This is a genomic window from Lactobacillus sp. UMNPBX1, from assembly GCF_002554085.1.
Taxonomy (GTDB): domain Bacteria; phylum Bacillota; class Bacilli; order Lactobacillales; family Lactobacillaceae; genus Lactobacillus; species Lactobacillus crispatus.
The window spans coordinates 1-16237 of sequence record NZ_PCZI01000027.1 but is presented as its reverse complement, the minus strand read 5'-3'; the positions used below and the strand labels follow the sequence as shown (position 1 = coordinate 16237).

General features: G+C 34.2%; 16 protein-coding genes. 3 read left to right on the top strand and 13 right to left on the bottom strand.

All coding sequences use genetic code 11. From position 1 onward, the window contains the following. Positions 1–271 precede the first annotated feature (271 nt). The 13 genes from CP352_RS10100 to CP352_RS10040 form a co-directional block, all read right to left on the bottom strand. The gene (locus CP352_RS10100) at positions 272–1735 is read right to left on the bottom strand and encodes a flippase (RefSeq protein ID WP_089150608.1); all 1464 of its coding nucleotides are present in this window, start codon (positions 1733–1735) and stop codon (positions 272–274) included. A gap of 51 nt (positions 1736–1786) precedes the next feature. Next, positions 1787–2464, bottom strand: a complete 678-nt coding sequence (locus CP352_RS10095) for a DUF1919 domain-containing protein (RefSeq protein ID WP_233186939.1) — start codon at positions 2462–2464, stop codon at positions 1787–1789. A 1-nt stretch (position 2465) separates the two neighbouring features. Beyond that, positions 2466–3740, bottom strand: coding sequence for a hypothetical protein (locus CP352_RS10090; RefSeq protein WP_089150609.1), 1275 nt, complete (start codon positions 3738–3740; stop codon positions 2466–2468). Positions 3741–3744: 4 nt separating this feature from the next. After that, positions 3745–4713 carry a glycosyltransferase family A protein gene (locus CP352_RS10085; protein WP_098034935.1) on the bottom strand — a complete coding sequence of 323 codons (969 nt, stop codon included), beginning with the start codon at positions 4711–4713 and terminating at the stop codon, positions 3745–3747. A gap of 1 nt (position 4714) precedes the next feature. Next, complete coding sequence (locus tag CP352_RS10080) at positions 4715–5809, bottom strand: glycosyltransferase (RefSeq protein WP_089150593.1); 1095 nt, start codon at positions 5807–5809, stop codon at positions 4715–4717. 1 nt (position 5810) lies between these two features. Beyond that, a complete protein-coding gene (locus CP352_RS10075) occupies positions 5811–6914 on the bottom strand; it encodes a glycosyltransferase (RefSeq protein ID WP_089150594.1) in 1104 nt (367 codons plus the stop codon). Further along, positions 6911–7984: a glycosyltransferase gene (locus tag CP352_RS10070; RefSeq protein ID WP_089150595.1), complete on the bottom strand. Its 1074-nt coding sequence runs from the start codon at positions 7982–7984 to the stop codon at positions 6911–6913. The genes CP352_RS10075 and CP352_RS10070 overlap by 4 nt, the downstream gene beginning before the upstream one ends. Before the next feature lie 8 nt (positions 7985–7992). Next, positions 7993–8643, bottom strand: coding sequence for a sugar transferase (locus tag CP352_RS10065; RefSeq protein ID WP_180707066.1), 651 nt, complete (start codon positions 8641–8643; stop codon positions 7993–7995). 106 nt (positions 8644–8749) lie between these two features. After that, on the bottom strand, positions 8750–9520 hold the full coding sequence (locus tag CP352_RS10060) for a tyrosine-protein phosphatase (protein WP_089150597.1): 771 nt from the start codon (positions 9518–9520) through the stop codon (positions 8750–8752). Beyond that, entirely contained in the window at positions 9520–10299 is a 780-nt protein-coding gene (locus CP352_RS10055) for a CpsD/CapB family tyrosine-protein kinase (protein WP_089150598.1), read from the bottom strand. The genes CP352_RS10060 and CP352_RS10055 overlap by 1 nt, the downstream gene beginning before the upstream one ends. Positions 10300–10313: 14 nt before the next feature. Further along, on the bottom strand, positions 10314–11192 hold the full coding sequence (locus CP352_RS10050; RefSeq protein WP_089150599.1) for a YveK family protein: 879 nt from the start codon (positions 11190–11192) through the stop codon (positions 10314–10316). A gap of 17 nt (positions 11193–11209) precedes the next feature. Continuing rightward, positions 11210–12262 carry an LCP family protein gene (locus CP352_RS10045; protein ID WP_089150600.1) on the bottom strand — a complete coding sequence of 351 codons (1053 nt, stop codon included), beginning with the start codon at positions 12260–12262 and terminating at the stop codon, positions 11210–11212. Positions 12263–12494: 232 nt separating this feature from the next. Continuing rightward, positions 12495–12755, bottom strand: a complete 261-nt coding sequence (locus tag CP352_RS10040) for a type II toxin-antitoxin system RelB/DinJ family antitoxin (protein ID WP_013086892.1) — start codon at positions 12753–12755, stop codon at positions 12495–12497. A gap of 110 nt (positions 12756–12865) precedes the next feature. Between CP352_RS10040 and CP352_RS11490 the strand changes: the two genes are divergently transcribed. From CP352_RS11490 to CP352_RS10030, 3 genes are all read left to right on the top strand, one after another. Then, complete coding sequence (locus tag CP352_RS11490) at positions 12866–12991, top strand: hypothetical protein (RefSeq protein WP_255404450.1); 126 nt, start codon at positions 12866–12868, stop codon at positions 12989–12991. 143 nt (positions 12992–13134) lie between these two features. Beyond that, complete coding sequence (gene hflX, locus CP352_RS10035) at positions 13135–14400, top strand: GTPase HflX (protein ID WP_089143655.1); 1266 nt, start codon at positions 13135–13137, stop codon at positions 14398–14400. Between the two features lie 17 nt (positions 14401–14417). Continuing rightward, positions 14418–15446, top strand: a complete 1029-nt coding sequence (locus tag CP352_RS10030) for a hypothetical protein (RefSeq protein WP_089145312.1) — start codon at positions 14418–14420, stop codon at positions 15444–15446. The last annotated feature ends 791 nt before the right edge of the window (positions 15447–16237 follow it).

The window sequence follows — 16237 nt, the reverse complement described above, 5'->3', positions numbered from 1 at the left end:
ATTCTGGATTCGGAAACCCTTGAAGCTTATTTACCGTGGCAAGAGAAGATCCAGAAGAATTGTAAATAAAAGAACTTAAATAACCGTCTCAGTATAACAGTAACTGGGACGGTTTTTAAGTACACTATTTTATTTGACGCTTACAGAATATGAGAAGAAAGCCGTTCTAGAAAATCAAACTAGAACGGCTTTTTCAATACATTATGTTATTTTACGCTTACATTCAAAGGTGTTATACACTATTTTAATTAGTGCTCTATACTAAGCATTCTTACAACTTATTCTTCAAAATCATCTTAGCTCTGTCGAGCATAGCATAGGCATATTTATTCTTCAATAATATAAGGACGACACCATACACAATGACGGAAAGAACCACTGAAAAAACAGTTTTAAGAACCAGGGATTTAAATCCTGAACTACATAGTAGGCAGACGACTACTATTCCTATACACCCGATAATAGAATCAAGTAAATTTTTTAATAATTCTCTTGATTTAAAAACATTACTAACCAAGTCTTTTGAATAATGATAATTCATGATAAACATACACATCTCTGCTAAAACGGTAGAAATAGCTGCAGCATTCTCATTCCAAAATGGAATTAATATTAAATTGATTCCAACATTAAGAATTGCACTGGCACTCATACTTCTCAAAACACATTTTTCTCTCTTAGCTGGAATCAAAACACAGTCAGACAAAATCCAAGCTAAAATAGAAAAAATACATGCAAAGCTTAATATTTGTAATGAAGTAGTGGCCCTTAAATACTTTGAACTTGAAATTATTAAGACCACTTCTCTAGCCAACATAAACAGTCCTACTGAAGCAGGCAAGGTTAAGATAGTTAATGTATTGGTTAAACCAGAAATAATTTTTTTATATTCTTTCATACGATAATTGCTAAATAATATAGCTAAACGTGGGATAGTCACAACCAACAAAGCTGAAATCAATATTTTTACCATTTGATACACTTTAGAAGAAACAGAATAAATCCCTACTACATAATCATTTTTCATTATTCCTAACAAAGTTATATCAGAATTAACATAAATCATATTTGCAATATTAGCAGCAAATAAAATTAAAATAGGCACAATATGTTTTCTAAAATTAAAATGTAAAACAATATGAATATTACAATATTTTCTAGCATAAATAAAATTCAAAATATTTGCTCCAACAGCTGAAAATACTGTAATCATTGCATAATTTAAGTAATCTTTATGCCCTCTAACAAAAGTAAACAACAAGATTATAGAAACAACTTGAAATATAATGCTTCTAATAGTTATATATGTGTAATCTTCAAAAATTTGATAAATCCATTCGGTTCCAATAGTAGTAAAAATAATTTGTAAACTATAAATTAAGATACACAATGCATAGTTACGTAACTTGGAAAATACAATTAAACATAAAAACAAGAGTAGATACGCAATTATAGTTGAAAAAATATTGATTGTAAAAATTTCACTAGAAAATTGAGAAATTTTTTGCTTATCATTTCGATATTTTGCACCTTCTCTAACAGAGTAAGTACTGATTCCTAAAGCAGCAATAAGTAAAAAATAGCTAACAATTGAACTAGAGAAATTATTAATACCTATTCCCTGAACTGTTAATTTTCTTGAAACATATGGAAAAGTAATTAATGGGAATAATATATTCAAAACATTTCTAATACCATTAAGAAAGGCATTTAAAGCTAGTGATTTATGCTTCATAAATATCTCTCCATAATTATTTAGAGCTTGTCCTTGTAATCAAACGTATTTTTAACGTAGTTGTTTTTTCCCAGTATTAATAAAATCAACATAATCAAATTTATCAATATCCGTTAAACCAGAATACCAATGTTTATGTACCAACAAACTAGAAACAACATTTTTTCTTTCTTGACTATTAGGGATAACAAAAGAGCTTTTAATTTCAGGATATTTTTGATCTGTAAATACCACTTTTTTCTTATATGGTAATTTATCAAATGCCTTAAGATCTTCATATGAACATCCATCACGTTGTACCATAAATATAATTACATTATTCCAATTTATTCTTTGAACCCGTTCATTCCATTTAGTTTTTAATTCCTCAAAAGATGAATAATGCTGCCCATATATTTTTACGTCTTTAATTATACCCACAGGATATGTGAATTTATCGGTACTATATTCTTTTATAAGATTACTCTTTAAATATTTTTCAGGATAACTTAGTATTTTTATAAAGTCTTTAGGCTCTATCCATAAATTAATTGTCGGTGATAAAAAACGTAAGCCTAAAGAATGATATATTACCCCTCCTACACAATTACTTGAAAAAATTGTAAAATTTTTATTTTTCAACTTTCTTTTGTCACTAGCGTCTTTTAATACCCTTAGCTTTTCTCTTTTTTTTCTTATTGAAATAACAATGTCACTATCACTATGTTTAGAAATTATTTTATTTAACACATTAAACACCTAATCTAACTTTCTTCAAAAAATAATAATTTATAACATATAAAATCGGTACAAAGAAAATCAGACTAGAAAATACATAATTTCTTCCATACCAGGTCATTCTAGGGACCAAACACAACAATGTTATAAATTCATAATAGAAGAACGAATTTACTTTAATTGTCAGCAACTTAAATAAAGTAAAATCAATAATCGCTCTAAAAATCAATCCAATAGGACCCCAATCTAAAATAGGTTGTGCTAAAAAGGGTTCACCACCTGGAGAGAAGTAACCTAATTGTCTAATTAAATAATCAAACCCATTAGGATTTGAAAATGGAATTATTGATACCAAATCTGATTTAAAAATTTGACCATGTAAACAAGTAGAATTTTTCCACGCATCAATTGTAGCCGTAAACAAATAACTTACGTCAGATGTAGTTGGAGTTGTCAATAAACTATTTATAGTAGTAGCTAGTGTTACTTTTTGATGGGACCTTGCTATTACTATAGCATTCAATAAAATCATAAAACCAATTGCTAAAATGGCTAATGCTATATATCTACTTTTTTCAGATTTAGGCTTTTTTGTCATAAAATTTAAAATAATAAGTCCAAAAATTAAACCTGTAACATCTGCACGTTCACCATTCAACAAAAACCATAGAACAACAAATAAATATGTTAATTTTACACTTCTCTTTTTTAGATATGGATAATTAAAAATTAAAGCTACAATAGCTAATTGATTCCATGCATGTCCAGGTAGGAGCATATTAAAGCGTGTCTCACCTGAAGTTGAAAGACTTAACCTTGGAAAAGCTACTATTGTAAACAAAACAGCTATTACATTGTTGGTAATTATATTTATATTATTAAAAGACTTACTTTTAAAATTAACTAATTTAATCTCATCAGTTCTAAAATTAAAAATAATAGCCAATACTATGATTAAAATACAGTATACAAAATTAAATATAATAAAATAAGGTAAGTACACGGGCACAATCTGTGCATTCAAAATACCGTAAGATTGACCTGTAAAATATTGTATTGTCGCAGGAACTAAAAGAGCCTGGACACATAATATCAGGAATGACATATAATCTATTTTAAAATATGCAACTGTTATTAATAAAAGTAACAAATTTAATAATAGTCCTAGCATCAAATGATTCTGATTTTCTTGATATAAACCATTTAAGTTAAGACAAAAAATAATCCCTAATCCAATAAGTAAAAGAATATAATTTATCTTTTGAAAATTATTTTTTTCATTCATCATTAACTTACTTTAAAAATCCCTTTATACTTAAAATAACTTTACTCCCATATTTTAAACCAAATATTTTCCAACAATATTTATAAATACAATTTTTAAAATTCTCACCAGAATTATCAATAATTTTTTTATTTTCTTTCAAAAAAGCTAAACTTTCTTTCTGCTCTGCTGGTTTTAATTGTGCTATATAAGGAATGTAATCACAAAAACGATTAGCCAAAAACGTTCTAATAGATTTATCATTAATTAAATTATAAACATACGAAAAATTAGTAAATGCGTTTTTTAAATTAGTGAAAGACATCGATAAGGTTATAGAGCCCGGTCTTTCAAAAGTGTAATCTACAAAAATTGTATTTGTTAATATTAATTTATGGACATATTTATTGAGATTAAAAAAGAAAAGAAAATCTTCCTGTGTAGCCGTTTTTTCATTAAAAAGGACATTATTATTTTTGATAATATCTTTTCTAATTACTAATCTGAATGCTTGCCAAGGTGGTTGTATTTTATTAGCAATATATAGATTACAAATTTTTTCTAAGGAATCCATAGCTATATCTTTTTTTAGCTGCAAATTCAAATTTATATTTGGAGCCTTACTTTCTGAGTTTACAGCTTTCATCCCACCTACAATTACTTCAGGATTTTTTTTAATACATATTCTCTGTATCTTTTCTAATACAAATTTATCATGTAATTTGTCATCACCATCCAAGAATACAATATAATTTCCTTTCGAAATTAAAATTCCCGCATTTCTTGCTGATGATAATCCCCCATTTTTTTTATTGACTAAAACTATTCTGCTATCTTTTTGTGCTTCTTTCTCTATTATCCGTTTAGTATCATCCGTAGACCCATCATTAACTACTATTAATTCAAAATTTGTATACGTCTGCATTAATACACTTTTAATAGATCTAGCAACATATTTCTCTATATTATAGGCAGGAATAATTACTGAAAATTGCATTTTAACCTCTTAATTTCACTGCATCTAAATAGTATTGATATAATTTTTCATATTGTTTTTCAATATTATAGTTGCCACTTTGCGTCTTCTTTTTTGCTCTGTCATTAACCTTTATATTATCAATCCAAATCGAAGTTCCTTTATTAACAGGTAGTAACTTAACGCTATTAGAATAAATTACTGTTGGATCAATATTACTAGAAATTAGAGATTTTACACCATTTGCCTGTGCTTCTATTCCTACAACAGGTAACCCCTCATATAAAGATGGAAGTAAGAAAATATCAAAAGCCGAATAGAATTTTTCAGTACTTTTTATACCTTCAATTCTTATAACTTTATTCTTACAATTTTTTTTCTGAATATAAGTATCTATTTTTTTCTCATCTTCTGGTGTACCATTACCTATCATAAACAAAACGGCATCAGAATTTTTCTTTAAATAATCAGAAAAAATATCAATCAAAAATTTATCATTCTTCTGATTAACAATTCTTCCAATTTTACCTAGCACTAATGTGTGATCACTTATATGGTATTTGTTTCTAATTTCATTTCTAGCTTGATTATCAAACTTATATTTATCCAAATTAATTGCATTATATACAATATGGAAATTTCTATTTCCATACATATATTTTCCAGCATTTTCACCGCATGCAACTAAATTCGTTGAAAATATTATGCATAACTTCTTAAAAAGCGTTGATAATTTTGGATTAATATTATCAATATCTTGAGCAATATGAGAATGTGAAATCCTAACCGGTACCCTACAAAACCAAGCTACAGATAGGGGAAAGAAGTTAACTAAATTCATATGTGCTTCAACAATATCCGGTTTTTCTTTTTTTATCAGTCTATATGTAGCAAACAAGTTTTTTATGGGATGTTTAGCTTTAAAGGGAACTCTATAAGTCTTATTTCCAATGCTTTGTTCCAACTTGAGTTTAGTAACATTTGGCTTATGTTGGTACACAATTATCTCACTTACATTATTTTTTTTATTCAATCTACTTGTATAATTGGTTAAAAATTGTGTTACACCATCATTGCCTATTCCAGAGACGAAATGCATAATCTTGATTTTTTTCATTTCAATTAACTAGACCCTCATAAATTCTACCTAATTTTAAAGTTGTATCCTTTATATCATATCCATGTTCAGCAACTACCCTACTTTGTTCAATTCTTTCCACATTATTCAAAAGTTTAACATTCTTCAAAACTAATTTTGCTATTTCTTTATCATCAGAATCTAAACTAAACGATTGAATATGCTTAGTCACAAAGGCTTCTTTAGGAATAGAATCTGCTACGAAAGTTGGCAAGCCTGAGCACTGTGCTTCTACAGCAGATATGCCTAAACCTTCATAAAGTGATGGTATTATTACTGCATCCATAGCTGATAAATACCTATAAACATCCGTTTTTTTACCTAAAAGCATTACTTTATTATTTAGTTTTAGCTTTTGAACAGTATCTTTAATTTTCTTTCTGAGTTTACCATCACCTATAAGTAGTAACTTAGTATTTGGATTTATATGTTGAATCTCATTAAAAATGTAAATTAGTCTTTCATGATTCTTTTGTTGACTAAATCTACCTACATTGCCAAATACTACAGTATTAGGAGAAACATCTAGTTGTTTTCGAATATCATTTCTATTCTCAATTGAAAATCTAAATTTCTTAGTATCTATACCATTCCTTAATACAGTAGCGTCTTTATCAAACATAAAGTTAGCAGCAGATTTAGAACAAGCTATACGATAATCTGGTATATTTCTAATTAACTTTCTATTTATTTTATGTAATTCCTTCAGTACTAAATTATTAATACTTGGTGAAGTGTTATGGGAATGTACTATAATTTTGGGACGCTTCTTTAACCTATTAGCCCAAATTATAGGTAAACAATTCGCCAAAGAATTTTTATTAAAATGAATTATGTCGTAATTTTGATTCATTATATTTAGCATAGCCTTTTTATAATGAATTATTTTCTTTTCAGAAGGAATAAAAAAGATCTTAGAGCCATTAGCTAATATCTTTCTTTGATATTCCGCTCTACCTGTTGCTATAAAATCAAGTTGAAATTTATTCTTATCAATATTTTCATCAATGTTACAAAGTAGAGACTCAATTCCACCCAAATTATTAGTTAAAAGTACATGTAATATTCTAATTTTTTTGATCATACTAAATGCTTCTTATAAATTTGCTTATATTGCTGGGCCATTATTCTTGAATTGTAGTGATTTATTACTTCATTTTTAGCATTTGTAATTACTTGATCAAAATTGTTTTTATTTTTTACTTTTCTTACTATTTCTATATAGTTAGAAACAGAATCACAAATATAACCATTTTGACCATTATGAATTACATCCCTATTTCCAACTACATCTGAAACAATACATATCTTTTTCATATACATTGCCTCAAGAAGTGCCATTGGCAGGCCTTCCCATAATGAAGTAAGAATAAATATATCTGTATCAGCCAAATAATTTAAAGCTGTCTTATTATCGACCCATCCTGTAACTTTAATATTAGGAGTTGTCAATTTATCCCTAAGCTCTCCATCACCGATCCAAATAAAGTCTACATTTGGAAATGATTCAGCAATTCGATTAAACATTACTGGATTCTTTTGTAGGGAGATACGGCCTAAAGTTGCAATTTTTAAATGATCGAAATTAGTCTGATGATCCATATTTATACCATCAAACTCTTTAAGATTTATACCATTGTCAACATAGGTCGCATTAGAGGTTAATTCTTTAGTAATCTCATATTCACCTTTGCTACAAGCAATTGTTTCGATATTCTTAAACGCAAACGCTTTTTCAAGTAATTTATAAAAAGCTTTTTTTTGATTGCTAATATCAGCCATCAAAAAACTATAACCATGTGGAGTATAAAAAACAGGAACTTTACTATTTCTAAACAAAAACCTTCCAAGAATACCCGCCTTTGATGAATTCAAATGAATAATATCAGGCTTGACTTTATTAGCAATTCTCTTCATTTCTAGTAAAGCCTTTGTATCACGTAATAAAGAAATACTTCTCTGATAATTTTGAACCTTTATCAAATGTATTCTTTTATCGAAATATTTTTTAAAGTTTTTAGGCGTTTGTTTACGCAAACCATATGCAATATATATATCATATTCATCACATAATTCGTTGGTCAAATTAACCAGATATGTAAATACGCCTCCACCGAAGGCCTCAACAAAATATAATATTTTTTTCTTTCTCATAAAAAGCCTTAATATGCTCCATTAGGATGAATAACCACCCCAATAGTCTTAATAATCAACTTCAAATCTTCCCAGCAGCCGGAATGGTTGATATAAACAATATCAAGCCAAACCATTTCGTCAAAGTCAGCTTCACTACGGCGTGTAACCTGCCATAGCCCGGTACAGCCTGGCATAACTAGCAAACGTTGCTTATCATAGTCAGTGTACTCAGCTACTTCACTTGGCAATGGTGGACGAGGACCAACTAATGACATGTCACCAATCAAAACATTCCAAAGCTGCGGTAATTCATCAAGACTGTACTTACGAATCGTGTGACCAATCTTGGTGATTCTTGGATCATTTTTGATCTTGAACATCGCTCCGTCAACTTCGTTTTCGTCTTCTAGTTGATCTAGCATTTGGTCAGCATTCACAACCATTGAACGGAACTTCCACATCTTGAATGGCTTCTCATCCTTACCAATTCGCTCCTGCGAATAAAAAGCAGGACCACTGTCTTCATGTCTTATTTTTATCATCAAAAATAAAAATAACGGAGATAGTAAAATTAACCCAAGGGCGCTCGCTAGTATATCAAATATCCGCTTAATTGTATGATACACTGGCCGTCCCTTAACCTTTGCCGGATTAACCTGTAGCTTCTCCATTACCATCATATTCCTCCTGTCCTCTAGTCTCTTTGATCTATTAAATACACTCTCTGTTAATATACCACGCTCTATGCAGCTTAGATGCAAACTTGCATATTTACATCAAAAATTAAAATAACCAGAACTTCTTTTTCTGCTTCAATGGGTGCCAATCTATCTGAACTGGGTCGCCATTGATGATACTTCTAGCATTATCTTGCCACTGCTGAGCTAGGTCTTGACTGAATTCTTGACTCATCTTTTTATAAGCTTCACTCAATTGATACTGCCGTCTTGGCAAGTCGTGTGCGTCGCTGGCAAAGGTGCATCCCTGCCCCGCTGCAATCAACTTACGTGACATCTCTTCGATCTTCTTGCCAAAGATTCCTGTATAAGAACTAGCAGTAATCTGCACCAAGCAGCCTTGTTCCAGCATCCCTTGCAAAACTTCTGGTTCCTTCAAGATGCGGCTATTGCGCTCTGGGTGCACAATGATCGGCGTAATCCCGCGCTGCATCACCTTGAAGACCGTGTCCTGCGCATAAGTTGGCACATCATCACTTGGAAATTCCAATAGCATATAAGTTCCATCTTCATCGCAGAACAAGATATCATCCTGATCAAGTGCGTCAATCAAGTCACCTGACAAGCGAACTTCCTGTCCGGGGAAGACTGTCAACGGTATCTTAGCTTCATCTAGCTTCTGTTGGTAGAGATCAGTCAGCCAGATAATGTCATCTTTATGATTTGTATAGCGCCCATTAAGCGTATGTGGTGTACAAATTGCATGCGTTACGCCATCTTTGACCGCAGCCTGAGCAAGTTTGATCGAAGTCTCCCAACTTTTTGAACCATCGTCAATGCCCGGTAAGATATGGCAGTGAATATCAACTAAGACCATTATTGACCATCACTCTTTTTACGTCCGAACAACCCCTTTTTCTTTTCAGCACCGTAACCATAGCCATACCCGTAGCCGTAACCATAGCCACCATTTTCAGCTCTAATATCGTTCATAACGTAGCCTAGAATTCGAGCCTTAGCAAACTTCAGCATTTGCACAGCTCTAGTAATCCCAGCCTTTTGCGTAACACCTTGACGTACTACTAGAACTACGCCGTCAAGGTGACTAGCCAATTCTTGCGTATCGGATACTTCAAGAACAGGAGGTAAGTCAATGATAACCATATCATAATGTGACTTAACCAGTTCAATAAAGGTTTCCATTCTACGTGAACCAATCAATTCAGCTGGATTAGGTGGAATCGGACCAGAAGTCAAGATTGACAAGTTATCAATTCCACTTTCTTCAACTACATCATTTAAGTTAATCTCATCGGCTTCTGAAGTAAGAACAGTTGTCAAACCAGTATTATTTTTAACGTTAAATGTACTGTGCAAAGTTGGACGACGCAAGTCACCATCGATTAACAAGGTCTTGCGACCTGCTTGTGCATAGGTGATCGCTACGTTGGACGTAACGGTTGACTTACCTTCACTAATATTAGCTGAAGTAAAAGCCAAAGTATGAATTTCCTTATCAACAGACATAAAGTTGATGTTAGCCCGGATGGTTCTGAACTGTTCAGATACCGCACTACGAGGATCAGCAACTGTGATTAATTGGGCACCATGTTTAATCGTATCATCGGTACCACGTTTTTTTCTAAATAATGACATTCGCCTCTCCTTTCCTATACTCGACGACTTCTACGCTTAGGGCCATTAGAATTCTTATTCTTTCTTCTAATGACAAATGATGATGACACATGGAAGTGTGACACTTGACCCAAGTCAACTAAACCTAAGGTGTCAGTCAAGAATGCATCATCCTTAACTGTAGTATCAGACATTTCACGAATTAAGACTACTGCGAAACTTAAAACCAAGCCAATAACAAAGCCAGCCAAGGTAAAGAGTTTCACATTAGGTGATGATTGATTACCATCAGTTGCTGGTGCAACGATCGTAACGTTGTTAATGTTCATGATGTTAGGAATTTGATCTCTAAATGAACGTGCTACAGCATTAGCTTCAACCTTTGCCTTTTCAGGTGTATCTGCAGTAGCAGAAATTGAGAAGACCTGTGATTGTTGTTGGGTATTAACTGAAACGCTCTTAGCTAATTCGCTAGTAGAAACGCTGTAGCTCTTACCGCTACGTTCAACTACTTCTGGTTGAGCCTTTCTTACTAATACTCGGCGACCTTCTTCATTAGTTCTGTACTTAGCAGGTCTAGCCTTTCTTACTACACGTACAGGGTTAGCCAAACGATCTGATGCGTCCTTCAAGATAACGTGACTAGTTACAATATCCTTATAGGTAGTAACCATTTGCATGTTAGCTTGTTGCGTATTGTATGCAGCATTCGGGTCATTCTTGTTAGCCTTTTGGTTAACCAAGATCTGTGCATTAGAAGTATACTTTGGTGAAATAATAAAATTAGCGACGCTCCAGCCGACTAAAGCCAGACCGACACTCCAGATAATCAGTGCCCAGATGTGGCGACGGCAAATTTGTAGCAATTGAGTAAGATCAATTGTATTTTCAGTTTGCTTTTGCTCTTGTTCCATTTACCTTTTCCTTTAAATTAACGATTCATTACATAGCTAGACTTGTTAGCAGCTACCTTAACATGTGGCAATTCTAGCGCCGTTCTGATCTTGTCAGAAACTCGTTGACGCTCATCTTTACTTACCACTTCAATTTCCATTGTGCCAAACTTAGGGTTTTGCGTTTCTTTACTTACACCCTGAGCATGATCTTGAGAAAGATTGTTAGTGGCTTTTCTATAATCCATAGCAATCTTGTACATTTGATTCATGGTCAAGTCAGTTTGCATCTCGCTAGAAATGGAATTCAAGAAACTTGAATTAAGCAAAGTTGAAGGTGAAACAGACTTCTTAAGCAAGGCCATAATTACCAAGCGGTCACGCTCTTGTCTACCATAATCCTGACGAGGGTCACCATGACGAAGTTGGGCAAATGCTAAAGCCTTTTTACCATTCATATGATAAGTCTGGCCTTTGACAAAGCTATAACCCATATTGTTGAAAGTTAATGGAGAAGTTACATCAATTCCCCCAACTTGGTCAATTGCCTTCTTCAAACCACCCATATTGATCATGATGTAGCCATCAATTGGAACACTGTAATATTTATCAAGTGTCTTAATTGTTTCGCTAACCCCGCCTAATGTATAAGCTGAGTTAATCTTAGTTACACCATATTGTGGGTAATCTGGGAAGATTGCGTTTGAGTCACGTGGAATTGAGACAATGCTTGTACTATTGGTCTTAGGGTTGATTGACATCATCATGATGGTATCAGTTCTACCCTTCCAGTGACGACCCATGGCACCAGTATCTGTACCTAATAATAGGATATTAATTGGCTTTTTCTCATTCAGCAAATTATCAAGAGTACGTCCTTTATTACTCTTGGTAGTCTTAGCAACGGGAGTGTACATATTCTGCGTCGTATCACGCAAATTCTTGTAGATCATCCCGCAAACAAAAAGACCGACTACAATGATCACGCCAATAATAATCCAAAAACCGCGCCAGAACTTGCGGTGACGACGGTGGTGATGATGGCGATGACGATGTATCGGTTTATTACTTGATTCTGCGTTATTTTCCATTCTAATCCTCTTAATCTTATAACCGTTACTATTATATACTCAAGGATGTATTTTGACCAGGCCTTAAAAGGCTTACATACGGCAAATACTTTGAGTAGAAATGAAAAATGCATCCCTCAAAAATGGAATGCATGCTACAGAGTTAATGTATTTTCTATGTATGTTTGTTCCTTACTTTAATTTTATCAGTTTACATACTCATTCCAAGCTTCATCTTTCCATCTGACAGTCATCAATCATCCTCCAGAAGCTTGTGATGAGAAATTGAAGTCCCCTTTTTATATTCTTCATACCTGGTCTTAAGTACATTCATATTTTCATTACTGTAAAAAGGACTTGCTTTAACTTCAAATGGAATTTTTCTTTCATTAACTAAAGCCTTCGTAGCTATGTTAATCCAAACCGAAAAATTCAATCCCATATCCGCCAATAATTCTTCAGCCTCGTTCTTTAATTCAGGATCCATACGAGCTGTAATCTTTGTATCTTTCATTGTTGTTATCACCTTGCCTTACATTGTACTTACATTGTATCATATAAATAAGACTAAACTAGCAAAAAGCATCTACAACTATGTTAAGTATTGATAGGAGTTGATTAATTATGCTAAATATTGAAGAATCAATTAAAGAATTTGAAACATATTTTCAAGGCAAGCCTAATGAAGTTGAAGTAGTTACACGAACTATAGCAGTAGTGAATAAGAAAGATCAGCATAAAAATAAATAATTCTACTTGCATCCTTCAAAACACATCTTACGAGTGGTCATTTGACCGCTTTTTTTCTACCTCTTTCCAATCAATTCGACTTCTTTCCTTATTATAAGGATCTGTAATACAATAAACTTAACAACAAACAACGAGGTGTTTTTATGATTGATAATCAACCTAAAAAAACAAAAGCTTATATCGCGGGCGTAAACTTAAACGACCCAAACTTCGAATACTACATGACCGAGCTGGCTAACTTAACTGAAGCCAACAACATGGAAGTAGTTGGGCAAAGTTTTCAAAACGCAGAATCAATTGTCGCCGGAACTTACTTCGGTGTCGGCAAAATCAATGAAATTAGAACTATGGCTCAAGGCTTAAAAGCAAAAGTTTTAGTCCTTAATGACGAATTGACTCCCGTACAAATTCGCAACTTAGAAAAATTAACCAAAATGCGAGTTATTGACCGCACGGAATTAATTCTGGAAATTTTTGCCAGCCGCGCTCGAACTAAACAAGCTAAATTACAAGTGCAACTGGCACGTTTACAATATGAATTGCCGCGTCTCCATCCCTCCGAGAACAACTTGGACCAGCAGCGTGGTGGTGGCTTCGCTAACCGTGGTGCCGGTGAAAGTAAACTAGAATTGAACCGGCGGACAATTGGCAAGCAAATTTCAGCCATCAAGAAAGAATTGAAGGCTGTTGCCGGTCAAGAAGAAATCAAAGCGGCACGACGCAACCAAAGCCGCATCCCTAAAGTCGCTCTTGTTGGCTACACCAATGCTGGTAAATCAACCACAATGAACGGACTATTGCGCGAATTTTCTAAAGAAGGGGCCGACAAGGAAGTCTTCGTTAAAAACATGCTTTTTGCTACGCTAGATACTTCCGTGCGGCGGATCGACTTGAAAGACAACTTTAGCTTCATTCTGTCTGACACTGTCGGTTTCATTTCCAAACTGCCCCACAACTTGGTCGAATCTTTCAAGGCTACTCTGCAAGAAACGCGTGATGCTGATTTATTAATCAACGTTGTTGACGCCTCTGACCCGAACATGGTCCAAATGATTCGGACAACACAGAACGTTTTGGATGAAATTGGCGTTAAGGAAATTCCGATGATTACCGCCTACAACAAGGCTGATAAGACTGATCGCAATTACCCACAGATCGAAGGCGACGACATTCTTTATTCCGCCATCGATCCAAAATCGATCAAACTACTGGCCGACTTGATCACCAAGCGCGTTTTTGCCAACTATGAAAAGTTTGACTTGATCCTGCCACTAAGCGCAGGCAAGGAACTGGCTTACCTGCATGATCGCGCCCAAGTTTTACGTGAAGACTACCAAGACGATGGCGTACACATCGAAGCGAACATCGCGCCCGACGACCAAGGACGCTTCCGTCAATATTTGGCCTAACTAGACTAAGAAAAAATATGAAAAAACATAATCTGCTGTTCCTTTTTGCCCTCACATTTTTGTTAGTTCCTACTAACACGCCTGTAATGGCTGCTAAATATAGTGCTAGTGAGTCAAAAAAGGTGCGCACTTTTCAAAAAAGCTATCATCGTTTGAGCCAGAAGAATTACGATCGGATTTCACTTTTTGCCGTGCAACCCAACTTTGGTATTCCTTTTTCAGCAGGAGTGCTTGACCCTGATTACATCAAAACTTCAATGGCTTACGTTAATTATTACCGCTCATTAGTTGGACTACCTGATGACGCCAATTATGCTAATGACAACGTTAACGCACAACTTGGTGCTGCAGCGCTAGCTTCAGTCAACGCGGAACAAAATCTGCGAGCCCATGGCTTACAAGGTTACGTCAAGCCTGACTACATCAGCGATACTGACTGGGATACAGCAGAAAATACCACATTGGGCAATATCAATTTTTCAGAATCAACTAGCGGAACTACCGCTGGCGAGATTGTCACCGATTTGATACGTGAAGATAATAATATTGCAGGTAATGGCAACATCGGTCACCGCGGCATGATCCTGTCGACGCGAGCCACCCGAATGGGAATTGGTGCTGCTTATGGCACTGAAAATAATGTCTTGTATTCTGTTGAACATGGACTATTTGCTGATGATATTTTGCGTCAGCCTGTGAAAAGCCGAATCGTTTATCCAGCTGCCGGCGTTTTTCCCTACGAATTAGTTGGTGGTAAAACGCCATGGTCTTACTCAACAACCGAGCGAATTTCTGGTCAGCCGAAAATTTACATCACGGATTTGACCACCAAGAAAAAGCGGCAAGCGACACAGGTGCGCAACTTCGGCACCACTTTTTACGGTGACGGCTACACAACAACGATCACTTACCGACCTGGCAAAACCAAGTTAATCAACACGCACAAGTACCGTGTACAAATCGGCAAACATTATAGCTACAGTTTCAGATTTTTCAGGCAAAATAGCACATTGAAAAATAAACAGATTGTAAAGCATCGAAAATGAAATACGTTGATATGCAAAACGGCTCAAGCAGTTGTACATCCTGCTTGAGCCGTTTTAGATAGTAACAAATATTGTAGTCTGTTCAACAATCTTCATGTAAAATAATATTTAGGTCTATTGTAGCGGTTAGCTACCGCTAAGACTTAGTAACTTTAGCATGGCTACACACCCCTCGATCAATTCTTAAGTTATGGAGGTGGAAGCTATGCATAATTGGGTAGACTGGAGAAGTAGGCTTCCAAATGATTGCTTGGGCTATTGCGTATGCGATAACAAAAAAAGCTAATCACAAGGATTAGCCGAAACAACAGTCATCTTAAGTTACGATTGGAGTTAGCGACTGGTACTCGCTAGCTCCTTTTCTTTTATTATTTTAATATGATTTAGAATTTATTGCAATGTTTAGAAGCGCTTATTCTACGCCAATGACGTAACGCATGATGAATCAATAGCTTGTTATACCAAGCATAATTGTGCTTCATATAATTATAGGCGGTTGTAAAATTTTCCAGTTGGCTAGCCGCAATGAATTGATTGCGTGTCCAATGCCAATCCTGAGTAGGATAATATAAAATTTTCACTCGGATTACCCTTCCTACTGTAATAATTGCCCGATCATGATGATAACGCGTGCGAGCAACATTGAGGTAGCTACCAATTAAAGTATTGCGCCAGTATCGATTATGCAGATAATTTTTCTGCTATGAAAAATGTAAGCAAATGTATGACTATGTTTTATTTTCATACATTTTGGACTATTCGTGCTTTCCATTTCTCTTACCAACGTCTAC

Excerpts from the sequence above, each read along its gene's own strand:
- CP352_RS10100 (WP_089150608.1), bottom strand. The coding sequence starts at position 1,735 with ATGAAGCATAAATCACTAGCTTTAAATGCCTTTCTTAATGGTATTAGA.
- CP352_RS10090 (WP_089150609.1), bottom strand. The coding sequence starts at position 3,740 with ATGATGAATGAAAAAAATAATTTTCAAAAGATAAATTATATTCTTTTA.
- CP352_RS10085 (WP_098034935.1), bottom strand. The coding sequence starts at position 4,713 with ATGCAATTTTCAGTAATTATTCCTGCCTATAATATAGAGAAATATGTT.
- CP352_RS10080 (WP_089150593.1), bottom strand. The coding sequence starts at position 5,809 with ATGAAAAAAATCAAGATTATGCATTTCGTCTCTGGAATAGGCAATGAT.
- CP352_RS10075 (WP_089150594.1), bottom strand. The coding sequence starts at position 6,914 with ATGATCAAAAAAATTAGAATATTACATGTACTTTTAACTAATAATTTG.
- CP352_RS10070 (WP_089150595.1), bottom strand. The coding sequence starts at position 7,984 with ATGAGAAAGAAAAAAATATTATATTTTGTTGAGGCCTTCGGTGGAGGC.
- CP352_RS10065 (WP_180707066.1), bottom strand. The coding sequence starts at position 8,643 with ATGGTAATGGAGAAGCTACAGGTTAATCCGGCAAAGGTTAAGGGACGG.
- CP352_RS10060 (WP_089150597.1), bottom strand. The coding sequence starts at position 9,520 with ATGGTCTTAGTTGATATTCACTGCCATATCTTACCGGGCATTGACGAT.
- CP352_RS10055 (WP_089150598.1), bottom strand. The coding sequence starts at position 10,299 with ATGTCATTATTTAGAAAAAAACGTGGTACCGATGATACGATTAAACAT.
- CP352_RS10050 (WP_089150599.1), bottom strand. The coding sequence starts at position 11,192 with ATGGAACAAGAGCAAAAGCAAACTGAAAATACAATTGATCTTACTCAA.
- CP352_RS10045 (WP_089150600.1), bottom strand. The coding sequence starts at position 12,262 with ATGGAAAATAACGCAGAATCAAGTAATAAACCGATACATCGTCATCGC.
- CP352_RS10040 (WP_013086892.1), bottom strand. The coding sequence starts at position 12,755 with ATGAAAGATACAAAGATTACAGCTCGTATGGATCCTGAATTAAAGAAC.
- CP352_RS11490 (WP_255404450.1), top strand. The coding sequence starts at position 12,866 with ATGCTAAATATTGAAGAATCAATTAAAGAATTTGAAACATATTTTCAA.
- hflX (WP_089143655.1), top strand. The coding sequence starts at position 13,135 with ATGATTGATAATCAACCTAAAAAAACAAAAGCTTATATCGCGGGCGTA.
- CP352_RS10030 (WP_089145312.1), top strand. The coding sequence starts at position 14,418 with ATGAAAAAACATAATCTGCTGTTCCTTTTTGCCCTCACATTTTTGTTA.